This is a genomic window from Echinicola vietnamensis DSM 17526 (assembly GCF_000325705.1).
Lineage (GTDB): Bacteria > Bacteroidota > Bacteroidia > Cytophagales > Cyclobacteriaceae > Echinicola > Echinicola vietnamensis.
This window is the reverse complement of record NC_019904.1, coordinates 1,614,831-1,627,814: the sequence shown is the minus strand read 5'-3', so window position 1 is coordinate 1,627,814 and position 12,984 is coordinate 1,614,831. Positions and strand designations below refer to the sequence as shown.

The following is a 12,984-nucleotide window of genomic DNA, read 5'->3' as shown; positions in this document are numbered from 1 at the left end:
GCTTAGCCTATTTCATCCATTATATTATCGATATCAGTCTTTCTGTTTTTTAAAGCATCTACTTTTGGTGGATTCTGAACCCCTTCAATATAAAGCGCTCTGTATAAGGCGTATATGGAAAATAAAAAACAAACAATTGAAACAATCCAAAGAAATACCGTATTTATTTTTTCATTAATTGGTAAGTTGACTTTGGCATATACAGCACCATATACAATCGCGACAATAATCCAGACAGGTTGTAGATATTTATGAATCCTCTTATCCCATTTAGATCGAATTGAGTCACTATTTTCGTTCATAAGGAATGTTGCAGAAGTAAGTAATCCAGCAGCAAAAAGGCAAAACGTTCCATCTGTAATGAATGTCACAAGTTCTTTGAATTTGGTAAATGCTATTAATATTACAGCACCAATAATAAAAGGAAGGATTGTGCCAAATACTGTATAGAATAATGTTCGATGAGCCTTTTCTTTAACTAAATCTCTTTGAACTTCTGTTATTTTATTTGTCTCCATAATATTATGTATCAAAATAGCTAAACTTCAAATTTGAGAGTTCTGAGTTATATCTTCTAAAACTAATGTAGAAATCTGCGTATTAAATTAGCTGCGATTAGGAAGAAACAACAGAAATTCGATCAAGAAGCCATTTTTTCACTTCTTTAACTAAATTATACTCTTCCTCTGTGACATCCTTACGCTCTGGGTGCATTACACGATTTCTTATAGTATTAAATTTTACAAACCAGGAAATTTTAGCTTCTTTATTTCCCTGTTTCTGATCAGGGGAGGTATAAATATCTCCCAGTAACTTCCAATTATCTTTAATAATCCTTTGATAATCTAAAACCAGCAAAAAATTCTCAGGAGGTTCAGGCGGATCTGCTTCAACGGCTTTAACTGCACAATCTTTTTGTATTTGTTTTGGTATACCTAATCTCCACCATTTTTCGGGGCTGTCTCCATATTCGTTTTTCAATGTACTAAAGATATGTTCCTTAATTGCTTCTTGTATTTGGAAAATATTGGCGCGGGTTTCATCATTGTATACGCCAGAACTTTCCTTAATATATTGAGATAAACCGTCAGGAGTAAAATCAGCGTGCTTTTCATGTATAACTCTTTGAAATTCCCGTCTAACCTTACTAACCCCTGTAGATCCCCATTGTCTACTCATATTATACAAATCATCTGGTGACAAATTCCTAATAAATTCAATTATGAGTATTAAAAAGGGTTTAAATTCATCAAATATTTCATCAGCTTTTGATTTTTCGAAGGCCATATTTTTAATTTTCCCTAGATATTCCATTATATCCCAGCTGATGACAATGAATGATGATACTCCTATATTTCGAGCAACAAATCCCCCTTCTCCATTTCCTAATTCCCACTGGTCTGTAAGCTTCTCTTCAATGAGTTCAAAAAACAGCTTGAAAAATGTATAAGCCTTTTCTAAAGTTTTTTCTGCTAAATCCCCTGCATAAAGAGGACCTGTACGAATTAAACTTCTATTACTTATTTCGCCGAAAAGGTTAGTCTTATTTAGACCATAATCGAATACGTATGTAAGAGTAATACACTTTGTTTGCGTACTTTTCTCTTCTCCAATTATTATCCTGTTATATAATGGTGATTCATCTCGCTCATTTAAACGTTGGGCTAGCTTTGATTTTAAAGCCCGAATAGCATCATCAGGAATTGGGGAATCCCATTTAAGCTCTGCATCTAACGACTTCAATAAGTTTGCAGGAACAGATTTTTGCTTATGATTAATTTCAACAAAAAGATTAGCTTGTTTATCTGAAGGTAAATTTTCAAAAGCTATTACAGGAATAGTATGCGTAAACCTGTAATTATTATTTCCGTAACCGTATAAACGATGTTGCCCATCAATAACAAAGGCGCTTTTGAATCGCTTTGGTAGGTGAAGTACTCCTAACTTTGATTTAGAATCATGTTGACCTGCATCGGCTAGATTGAAATCAAGGGGTTTTCCTCTTTTTGTATCAATATTGATTATGATCGCATTTGGAAAAAAGTTGTTTTCCCCACCTAAAAAGTCATCAATTTGTTTAATTCGACTTTTCTTAACCATTCTTTGATATGTGCTTAGAGTATCGTCAGAGGTGTTGATTCTATGGAGGATATAAGATATTTTAAGTAGAGTATCTGGTTCGATAGAAAACGAATAATATGTATAACCTCCCATTTTACCTCTAATGGCCGGAACTTTGTTTTTTATTTCGGGAATTTCTTGGTTTGCAAAAATCCTTGCAAACATTTGGTATTTAGCACTAATTCCTAATTGATCAATTAACTGTTCATAGTAGTTAATATCATCTTGATTCAAATAGAATATATTATGTTCTTTTAAACGACTTTTATCATTATCTGACAAGACAATATTTTCTGTACAAAATAACCACGCTATTTTCCTTTTCCCTTCAAATGCCCTTTGCAGCTTTGGAATAATATTACCCCTAATTCCGTTAATTTCATTTATTTCTGATTGAAAGGATTTAGATTTTCTCTTTTTTGACGTCTTGCATTCTACTATGAAAATGGTTTCATCATCTACTGCAAATACATCAATTTGTTTACCGGGAATTAAATTGTCTTTAGTATATTTTAATCGGAAATTTCTATCAGAATTCATGTAATTGAATCCCATTTTTGCAAAAAGTGTCCACACTCGGTCTTCAAACCATTCATCTGTTGGTTTTAATGTTTTAACTCTAAAAGAGTTCTTATTTCGTCGTTGAATTTCCCATCCACTATCCAAATGTTCCTTTAATTCACTCTTCTTAATGCTCTTGTATTGGTATTTAGATTTTCTATACCTTAGTTTAACCTTAATACTATTTTCGTCAAGCAATTCTTTAAATAGTTCTTCTTGATAACTCATAGATCACAATTTGTAAAAATGTACTCACTGATTTCTCTTCTTTCAGCTCCAACCCCTCCGACAACACTATATCGATTAATTTCATGTGGTTTTGTTACATCATTGAATAAGTTGGATATACTTTCATGGGCTGCATTTGTAAGAATAAAATACGCTTCTTTTTTTACAATTTCTTCTAAAAATTCTTTTAACCGTTCTTGGTCTTGCCATGAAAATATTTTTTGATTGTATTTAACAAATCCATTATTTCCATGAGCTACGGTATATGGAGGATCCAAAAAAACTAGGTCCTCCTTTTTAATTTCATTTATGGTTTCTGCAAAATCCCGAAACCTCATTGATGTATTGCTTAATAATCTGCTTAGACTTCTTAAGTTTTCAAAATCAAATAATTGTTTATATTTCTTGAAGCCGTAAGGAACGTTGTATTCCCCTTTTAAATTCACTCTGTAAATTCCATTAAATGAAGTTCTGTTCAGAAAGATGAATTGTCCTGCTTGTCTGAGTTGGTCTGTGAATTTTTGATCTCTTATGAAGTAATAAAAGTCTTTTTCATTTTTATATTCACCCAATATTTTGATGAGTTCTTCTGGTTGGTCCTTTAATATATTGTAAGCGTTTATTAAATCTTCATTCTTATCAGATAAATAAGCATTACCTTTAATCTTCCCAGTAGATTTTAAATAAATAAACACAGATCCTCCCCCAATAAATGGTTCGTGATAATTATTGAATTTTTTAGGCAAAAAAGCATCAAGATATTTGAGTAGCCATGTTTTTCCTCCTGCCCATCTTAAAAATGGTTTTGCAGTTGTATCATTTGTTAGTAAAGTACTTATTGATTCCATCCTAATAGAGTGTTCCTAATTATACAATTTAACAGCATTAAACAAACTTTATTCATTTGTAATTAATACTTTAAGTGTGAATATAGATATTAATAGTAATTTTAAAGTGCCATAAAAGCATATTTTTAAATATTACGAGAGTGTTTCACACATGAAATGTTATTTTATGAGCAAAAAACATGTTATAAATCGACTACTCTCGATCTTTCATGAGTAAGATTTTTTTTAAACTCTAATAAGGTTATCTATACTTGAGTCAAAAATAAGTAAACTTAAGAATATCAAATCCACTATGCATCAATAGCTCGTAAGATTTTATAAAACGATCTTTCCAGCATATCCATTAATTTCTGCAATTGCCTAGCATCCACCCATAATTCATCTTCTTTGCTAAACGGGTCAGTCCCTTCATACCTGAAGCTAATTCCGTCAGGATCAAATTTATGAAGGGAAAGGATTAGATTTTCAAACCAAATTGGTATATCTGAATCAAATTTATCTTTAAGCAAGTTCTTTAGTCTTTGAAATAAACTTCTCAAATTATGTGAATTCCCTTCATCCTCCTTCTTTACAATTGACTTTAAATATAATTCTGTAGCATGTCGGTAATTATACACTATGGGTGCTAGAACTTCATAGACAACTCCATTTTCTATAGCTGATTCTACTAATAAATCTCCTGCCAACTTATATTCCTTAGCTAAAGAAAGTCGATCTACATAATTACCGAAACTACCTCTAAGGGAACCATGTCGCCATGTTTCATCCAATTCCTCAGGAGGCTCCATAAAAAATGGCACTATCTCAATGAAAATCTCATTAAAGGGATATTCTTCATGATTTCTAGCGTTTAACCCAAACTTAATGGATTCAATATCAGGATCATTTTCCCAATGGTAATAGACATAGGCAAGTACGCTTACGTCTGAGAACAAAAATTTACGAGGTACTCCTTTCGGAGGATTGGCCAAAGGATTAAGGTAATCACTAAATTTGTATGCCCATAATTTAATTAGTTCTCGATCTACTTTTAGAGTTTTAGCAACTTCTGAAACACTTAATTTCATATCCTTCATCTTTTTTAAATATAAACCCATCCCCCTTCGGATTACAGTGTGACCATTCCAACGGACGGTTACAGAATTTTGAGCATCATCAAAATGAAATCCGACATGACACAAGATGCTCAAAATTTATCATTTTCAAGACAAGTACCGCCCAAACTGGAAGAAGTAAAATCCTATTTCAATTACCTCCATATTCCCGAGGCCGAAGCCGAGGTATTCTATTTTTATTACCAGGGCATGGACTGGAAAAATGAGACCGGTACGCCAATACGGGATTGGGTGATGGCCGCAGACGAATGGGTGTGGAACCTGGAAAATTAGCCTTCGAATCCCATTACCCCCTTCTATTTTGACTTGACAAGGTGCACAACTATTAGGTTCAATGCGGGTCGGATAAACAACTCATATGGCGAAAAGCTAAAAAAAACTGGTATTTAAACAAGGAGCAATTGAGTTATTCAAACTTATTCTTAAGGATGTAAATGCATCCGTGTAGCAATCTGAATATTTGCGAGAGAGAAGGCTGCTGCTGGATCAAATACACGAACGGGAGATATTGATGTCAAAAGCCAGGAAACTGTACATCAATGAAAAAATAGAATTTGAGGATTTCAATGAACTCAAAAAGGAATACAACCTTGCTTCAAAAGGCCTGAAAAACAATCTGAACAGGATTAATGCCAGACTTCATTTGTATGGCAAATACGATTTCATGGAAGATGAGTCATATTCAGATATTTTCAGCAGATATAGAGGCTTTGATATTGGTGACCAGAGAAAAATCATAAACGGGATAATGCCGGGAAGTATAAACACCAAACCGGCGATCTTGATTCTTTGGTATTAAACAATACTCTTTCAAAGATTTTAACCATCGCAAACAATCAGTCCGCAGCCTTGTCTGCCCAACCCTAATACATGATTAAATTTAAAAAAGATGAACTCAGTATATGAAGACACAAAACGCTTTGGCGATAAGAAGGTGTCGACAAAGCATGCCATTGCAATCCTGGCGAAAAATCACATCAAAGTCGATGAAGACGAAGCTACAACTATTTTAAATTTTCTTTACATGGTTGCAAAGGTCCATGGCCATACCCCAGGGAGGAGATGTGTGCAGAAATCCTTTAGCGGAAATTGAACCGTAAAACATGTGTTAGAATAGTCCTTAAGACAGGTGTTGTATAATAGAAGCAAAAAAAGAGGGTGTCATACGATAATTATCGAACCCTATCCATTTTAACACAACACGCTGTACTTTAAGACACTTTAGTGTAGAAAAAAAGGAAACAGACTAATTTTCCGTTTCCTTAAGTAGCCTCTATTGAACAAATGTCGAACCTTTTTCTACGGGATTTACGATTGTTAGAGGGGCTTTATGCTATGCTTAAATCTAAAAATTTGATTTAAGCATAGGCTGCATTCATAAAATTTCCAGGCCGGAGAAAATTGCCGGGATATTGAGGTCCTTCCAAAATACCTCAAGCTCAAATAATATCCTTTAATCCTGTTTTAGGGAGCTGGCTGGACTGAACTTGAACCATTTGGTGGAGGATTTGAGGTTGTTGAGTTGGTCATTGTAAAGGATTTCAGCCGTCTATCCTTAAATAAAAGGATAGACGGCTGAAAATTTAAGAGGACGATTATTTTTTGGGCGGAATCAATCCATATACACAAGGAATGACCAGAAGATTTAGTAAGGTTGCAGACAACAACCCTCCTAAAATGACTACCGCCATAGGGCTTTGAATTTCATTGCCTGGCTCACCGCCTTTTAATGCAAGTGGAATCAGGGCAAGCCCGGTTGTAAAAGCGGTCATTAAGATAGGGTTTAGCCTGTCCAAAGCTCCGGTTTTGAGCAGTTCAAATCCTAGTAATCCTTCTTTCTTCAAATCTTCATAGCGGGACACCAACAAAATACCGTTTCGGGTAGCAATGCCGAACAAGCTGATAAAACCAATGGTGGCCGCTATGCTGATAATCCCGGAGGTGAAGTAAACAATCAGAATCCCCCCGATCAGGGCCAGCGGTAAATTAATAAGTACAATAAACGATAGTTTTACGTCTTTAAACTCAAAATAGAGCAACAAGAAGATGATCAATATGGCGATAACTGCAGTTATCATGAGCATTTGTGAAGCTTTGGCCTCACTTTCAAACTGACCGCCATACTCCACCCGATAGCCTTCAGGCAGATCAATATTGGTGTTTACTATCTCCTGAATCTCATTAACTACCCCATGCAAATCACGACCCTGCACATTGGCAGCAACCACAATTTTACGTTTTACATTCTCTCTTGAAATGGTGTTCGGAGAACTTACAGACTTAACATCTGCCAATTGATCCAAGGTAATTTCACCACCGTTCGGCAAAGCGATCAAAGCATTTTCTATAGCATCTATACGATTTCTAGACTGCTTTTGGAAGCGGACTATCAGGTCAAAATACTGCTGACCTTCATAGATTTCACCTGCCTTTTCTCCGGCAAAAGCCACATCCACCTGCTCCATCAAACCGCCAACACTCATCCCATAAGCAGCCAACATCTGCCTTTTCGGAGTAATCCGAATTTGCGGTACTTCTATTTGCTGATCTACCGCCACATCGGCAATCCCTTCAATGGATTTGATATTGGTTTCTACACTTTTGCCCAACTCAAATAGTCGCTGCAGATCATCCCCGAAAACCTTGATGGCAATATTGGCACGTGTACCCGAAAGCATGTGGTCAATACGGTGGGCAATCGGTTGACCCAAGGTGATATTTACCCCTGGCACTACACTCAGTTTGGTCCGTACCTCTTCAAAAAATTGCTCTTTCGTCTTTCCGTCAAGAGTAAAGGGCACATCTATTTCAGCCGCATTTACCCCCTGCGCATGTTCGTCCAGTTCTGCACGTCCGGTCCTTCGAGTGACTACATCTACCTCGGGCATTTCCAAAAGTAGCTGTTCAATCAGTTTTCCGTTATTATTGCTTTCTTCCAGCGACATACCGGGCACGCCTACGGCACTGATCACCAATGAACCTTCATTGAACTCAGGTAAGAAACTGCGTCCTAGTTGCGTCAATAGAATCAAACTTATAATGAATGCCCCAACGGTCAATCCAATTACTGTCTTTGGGAATTTCAACACCCTTTCCAATGTCCCTGAATATCGAGCCTGAAGCCAGCGTTCCACTTTCGTGCCTTCGGCTTGCTTGCTGAGTACCTTTTCGCTTTTCAACAGATAAGAACACAGCACAGGAGTTACCGTTACCGCAACAATCAGGGAAGTCAATACCGAAGTAATAAAAGCAATACCAAGTGGCTGCAGCAACCTTCCTTCCATACCACTCAGGAAAAACAAAGGCACAAACGACACAATGATGATGAGCGTGGCAATGATGATGGAACTACGGATCTCTATAGAAGCATCTTTAACCACAGTGATTACGGGCAACTGTTCCGGTTTCGGCTTTCTGATGTTCTCTCGCAATCGCTTAAAAACATTCTCTACATCTATAATTGCATCATCCACCAACGCACCAATGGCAATGGCCATACCACCCAAACTCATGGTATTGATGGTATATCCCAAAAGCTTCAAAACGATAATGGAAACCAATAATGAAACCGGAATAGCTACCAATGAAATGACTGTCGTCCGCCAGTTCATCAGGAATACAAAAAGAACAATGGCCACAAAGAATGCCCCTTCCAGTAACGTTTGATTCAGGTTGTCAATAGACGCATCTATGAAATTGGCCTGCCGGAAAATATGGCTTTTGATCTCCACACTTTCAGGCAGGGTATTATTCAAATCAGCAATAGCTTCATCGAGCCTATTTGTCAATTCTAAAGTATTGACGTTCGGCTGCTTAGAAACAGTCAAGATTATGGCAGGATCGGCATTCAGTGAACCGTCACCAATCTTGTCCGCAGCACCGATTTGTACAGTAGCTACATCTTTGACTTTGATGGACTGTCCATTCACATTTTTGACAACAGCCTCTTCCAGATGCTCCACTGAATAAGCCCTTCCGTTTCCTTTGATGATGTACTGATTGCCATACTCATTCAGGAATCCTCCCGGAACATTTACGTTGCTTTCCTGCACCTTTTCCAACAGTTCGCCAAGGCTCACATCATAGTATTTGAGCTTCTCAGGATTCGCCAATACTTGATATTGCTTGTAATCACCACCAATCACGATCACATTGGCAATGCCGCCAATGGATTTGATCCTTGGCCGGATCGTCCAGTCTGCAAGCGTTCGTAGTTCCATCGATGACAAGCTATCCGATCGTACACCCAACAACATCACTTCACCCATAATGGATGAAATGGGAGCCATCGTAGGCGAACCTACACCGGAAGGCAGGTTTTCTCGCACCATTGGGATGCGTTCGCTCACAATTTGCCTGGCCCTGTAAATATCCGTTCCCCATTCAAACTCTACCCAGACAATGGATATTCCTGCAGCAGAGGAAGAGCGGATTCTTCGCACATCGGGAGAACCGTTCATGGCCGTTTCCAATGGGTAAGTCACCAGCTTTTCCACCTCTTCGGATTCCATGCCGTGTGCCTCTGTCAGGATAGTTACGGTTGGAGCAGTGAGATCAGGAAACACATCCACATTCATGTCTCGGGCAATGTAAATTCCTGCAACACTCAGCACCACAGCACCCAGAAGCACAAATAATCGGTTTTGCAGTGAAATCGATAATATCTTATTCAACATAACTTCAACCTTTTAATGAGCATGTCCATGAGCAGGAGCCTGACCGGACATTGATGCCATTTTTACCTGATACGCTCCTTTGGTGACGACTACTTCTCCAAATGATAGCCCTTTGATTATTTCTACTTCACTGCCATTTCGTTTGCCAAGGGTCACATTCCTGCGCTCAAAGCTTTCACCCGATAGTTGCACGATCACCGAATAGTTACCATAATCCTCCATCAAGCAGGAAACAGGAATAACCAAACTTTCCATAGCACTACCAACAGCCAACTGAGCTTCTGTGAAACTGCCCTCCGGCATTTCCACGCCTTCATTTACTTCAGCGAACACAGAAATCAAAGGTTGATTAGCCTCTACTTCTTTATCCACCGAAAGGATTTTTCCGCCCTTTTCATTCAGGTTTGACCATGCTCCCTCCTTAGGTTGATACCAGATGTTTCTGATGTTTTTAAGCTCAGCACTGTACTTCGGGCTTACCTGTACTTCAAGCAAACTACTCTTATGACTTGTTACAGTCACCAAAGCATCCCCTTGATTGGCAAAACCACCATTTACCGCCTGAATGGATTTTATGAATCCGCCTATAGGAGCGGTGACCTGTTTGCCTCCGCCACTGTAACCACTACTCAATGTTTCATAGTTGGTTTTTGCTATCTGATACTTTTGCTCAACCTGCTCAAATTCTGATTTGGGTACAATCTTGGATTCGTACAATTCCTTTTTCCGCTCATATTCAGATTTAGCTTGCTCATAATCTGCCCTGGCTTTCTGAATCTCCGCACCCAGGTTGTTGGAAGTAAGCCCTGTACTGCTAACGGTCATCAAAACCTGACCTTCCTTCACCGGACTGCCTTCTGTCAAGACTCCTGAGCTAAAGCTCACCCGTCCCGTTGCAGGAGCTACCAGCGTTTGATAATCCGAAGGTGCTACTTTCCAGATACCAGACGTTGGAATGGTTTGATACACTTCTTTTTTCAACACAGGAGCGGTTTGAAACTCCATTTTCCAGGCTTGCTCTTTTAGGAAGGTAATGGCATTTCCATTTTCTTCCTCACCAGCCAAAACCTTTTCCGCCTCCTCAGCAGTTGCAAAAATGGGAATGTCGTTCAGGACAATCCTATCCGTATAAGCAGGAGTTTCCAACTCGAATATCAATTGATAAATACCGGATTCTTTTGGTTGGAGGGATGGTACAAAGATCCCGGGAGAAGAAGGTGCATCCACTGAATGGCGAATACCTTTATTACCCTTTATCAGGCTGACAGTAACAGTCCCTTCCCTGACGGGCTGATGTCCATCCAGCACCGTAAAGTGAGTGGCAAACCGACTCGATTCACCTACCACCAATGCAGGAAACTCTACAAACAATTCTGTTTGATCCGTCCAGATTGTATAATCTACCGAAGGTTTTTCTTCACCCGCATGCGAATGACCGCCCTCCTGGTCATGAGCGTGCCCATGTTCTTCCGTTGATTGGCACGAAATCACCACCAACGAAAGCAATACTATTATATACCGCATATCAACTTTCAGTTTAAAGATTAATGATCGTGATGGGTGCTGCCATCCTCATGTGTATGCGCTCCTTCTTCCTTGACCTGAGTAGAAGAATCACTGCCTACGGTAAACTCTTCCTGCTCATGATGTTCGTGACCGTGTTCATGGTCACCATCTCCATGACTATGTCCATGATCTTCACCAACCTTATCATGTGAATGGCCGTGCTCTTTGTTGGATTTCTTGCCATTACAGGCAATAGCGAATACAAGGGTTAAGGCGATAAGAATATTTGAAATTTTCATTTTTAATGCGTTTTAAAGTTTTTACAATTGATGTTTTAATAATTGATTTTGCGATATATGAAGTTGGTATTGCATGTTCAGCATGGCATCATAAGCCTGTCGATAAAACTGTAATTCCATATAATATTCCAGGAAAGACAATTCTCCCAACTGATAGGCTTGCAGCAATAGTTCATCACTGTTCAGACCTGAAAGTGTAGTCTCATATTCCTGAAATTTGGAAAGCATGATCTGATAATCATTGTATTGCTTTTCAAAAAAGGCATAGGCTTGCAATGTCCTTGATGAAGTAAAAGTTTGCTGATAACCCAATTGAGATTGAGCGGCTTTAACCTTATTGCGGTTACTCCATAATGGAATAGAAATACCGGCATAAATCCCGGAAAACCGCTCACCGGCAACACCCTGGCTATTGTAGCCCGCCGTCAGATTAGGCAAGGATTTGCTTTTAGCCAGGTTCAATGACTGTTGAGCAATAGCCTCTTGTTGTTTCAACTGCATCAATTCAGGGTCTTGCGCCTGCTTTTCTTGCCAAATGGAGTCTTTACCAGCCAAAACCAGGGATGCACTGTACTCTTCGGAAGTGAAATCTATTTCCGTACCCCCGTTCAAATTAGTGAGTTGTAACAGAGTGTTTTTTACATCATTTTCAATCTGCCGAACCTTAAACTGCTCCTGCATCCATGCTACTTTGGCTTTATTCAGTTCCAGGATACCTATCTGTTCCTTTTCGTAAAGTTTCTGTGCCTGTTCAAACACCTGCCTGGCTTGCTCTACACGAAGAGTTTCGGTATTCAGTCTTTTATTCAGGTAGATAAGGTTCAGGCAGTGGACTTTGGCCTGTGTCAGTATGTCCTGTCTTTTCGTTTGGTAGTCCAATTCCAATTGAGCAGACTGTTTGTCAATAAGACTACCACGAGCGCTGTAAACCGTTGGAAATTCAAAAGACTGACTAATCTGAAATTCGGTATAATCGGCTGTGCTATGGTCTCCAAAAGGAAGGTAATAAGCTCCCAATTGGGGGTCGGGCAAATTATTGCCGGATTTCAACTCAAGCCTTTTACTATCCATATATTCGGACAGGGCCTTTAACTCCTGGTTGTTTTGTTCGACCTGTTTGAGGATGCTTTCAATAGATGTCGTCTGGGCAAAAACACTCAATGACAACAAGCATCCGCACAGGGCGAACACAATATTTTTAATCATATAGATTGGTTTTTAGGATGAATCATATATAATCAGTATGGTGTACATACTGATTGGCAGGAGGTCCTCCCACAATTGATTATCCTAATAATGGTGGTCCACGAAGGGAAATAGAGGGTGAGTAAGGCTTTGCAAGAGCGAGGCTTTTATAAAGAAAATACCTGTGTAGATTTTCAGCTATTCGGTCAAAGCATATAGTTGCCGGTTCCTCAGTGTAGCACAAATCCGTTAAGTTCTTCTTGACCTTCACTAGTTCAATAACCGGTGCATGCTGATGGGGGTGCTGAGAATGAGAGTGACTTTTTAATAGAAAATCAAAAAAATCTTTGTGGTCCTCATTGTCGTCCTGATCATGGGAGTGACGGTGATCAGTGTGTTGATGTGATTCATGTTCCAGGGCAACAGTCTCTACCGTCCCATGCTG

Annotated in this window: 11 protein-coding genes; 3 read left to right on the top strand and 8 right to left on the bottom strand. The window is 38.8% G+C overall.

Going from position 1 to position 12,984, the window contains the following annotated elements:
* Positions 1 to 2: 2 nt before the first annotated feature.
* From ECHVI_RS06900 to ECHVI_RS06885, 4 genes are all read right to left on the bottom strand, one after another.
* Positions 3 to 518 (bottom strand): hypothetical protein, encoded by a 516-nt coding sequence (locus ECHVI_RS06900; protein WP_015265241.1) that lies wholly within the window; start codon positions 516 to 518, stop codon positions 3 to 5.
* A 97-nt stretch (positions 519 to 615) separates the two neighbouring features.
* Positions 616 to 2,910: a DGQHR domain-containing protein gene (locus ECHVI_RS06895; protein WP_015265240.1), complete on the bottom strand. Its 2,295-nt coding sequence runs from the start codon at positions 2,908 to 2,910 to the stop codon at positions 616 to 618.
* On the bottom strand, positions 2,907 to 3,758 hold the full coding sequence (locus ECHVI_RS06890; RefSeq protein WP_015265239.1) for a DNA adenine methylase: 852 nt from the start codon (positions 3,756 to 3,758) through the stop codon (positions 2,907 to 2,909). Before ECHVI_RS06890 ends, ECHVI_RS06895 begins: the two co-directional genes overlap by 4 nt.
* Positions 3,759 to 4,048: 290 nt before the next feature.
* Positions 4,049 to 4,825, bottom strand: coding sequence for a hypothetical protein (locus tag ECHVI_RS06885; protein ID WP_015265238.1), 777 nt, complete (start codon positions 4,823 to 4,825; stop codon positions 4,049 to 4,051).
* Positions 4,826 to 4,930: 105 nt separating this feature from the next.
* Here ECHVI_RS06885 and ECHVI_RS06880 point away from each other — a divergent pair, with 105 nt between their 5' ends.
* From ECHVI_RS06880 to ECHVI_RS06870, 3 genes are all read left to right on the top strand, one after another.
* Entirely contained in the window at positions 4,931 to 5,146 is a 216-nt protein-coding gene (locus ECHVI_RS06880; protein WP_157501275.1) for a hypothetical protein, read from the top strand.
* 238 nt (positions 5,147 to 5,384) lie between these two features.
* On the top strand, positions 5,385 to 5,672 hold the full coding sequence (locus tag ECHVI_RS06875) for a hypothetical protein (RefSeq protein WP_157501272.1): 288 nt from the start codon (positions 5,385 to 5,387) through the stop codon (positions 5,670 to 5,672).
* A 90-nt stretch (positions 5,673 to 5,762) separates the two neighbouring features.
* Entirely contained in the window at positions 5,763 to 5,966 is a 204-nt protein-coding gene (locus tag ECHVI_RS06870) for a hypothetical protein (RefSeq protein WP_015265236.1), read from the top strand.
* Positions 5,967 to 6,468: 502 nt separating this feature from the next.
* Here ECHVI_RS06870 and ECHVI_RS06865 read toward each other — a convergent pair.
* Genes ECHVI_RS06865 through ECHVI_RS06850 form a run of 4 tightly spaced genes read right to left on the bottom strand, consistent with a single transcriptional unit; the run spans position 6,469 to position 12,560 of the window.
* Entirely contained in the window at positions 6,469 to 9,549 is a 3,081-nt protein-coding gene (locus ECHVI_RS06865) for an efflux RND transporter permease subunit (protein ID WP_015265235.1), read from the bottom strand.
* 12 nt (positions 9,550 to 9,561) lie between these two features.
* Positions 9,562 to 11,073, bottom strand: a complete 1,512-nt coding sequence (locus tag ECHVI_RS06860) for an efflux RND transporter periplasmic adaptor subunit (protein ID WP_015265234.1) — start codon at positions 11,071 to 11,073, stop codon at positions 9,562 to 9,564.
* Between the two features lie 20 nt (positions 11,074 to 11,093).
* Positions 11,094 to 11,354 carry a hypothetical protein gene (locus ECHVI_RS06855; RefSeq protein WP_015265233.1) on the bottom strand — a complete coding sequence of 87 codons (261 nt, stop codon included), beginning with the start codon at positions 11,352 to 11,354 and terminating at the stop codon, positions 11,094 to 11,096.
* A 21-nt stretch (positions 11,355 to 11,375) separates the two neighbouring features.
* Positions 11,376 to 12,560 (bottom strand): TolC family protein, encoded by a 1,185-nt coding sequence (locus tag ECHVI_RS06850; RefSeq protein ID WP_015265232.1) that lies wholly within the window; start codon positions 12,558 to 12,560, stop codon positions 11,376 to 11,378.
* Positions 12,561 to 12,984 lie beyond the last annotated feature (424 nt).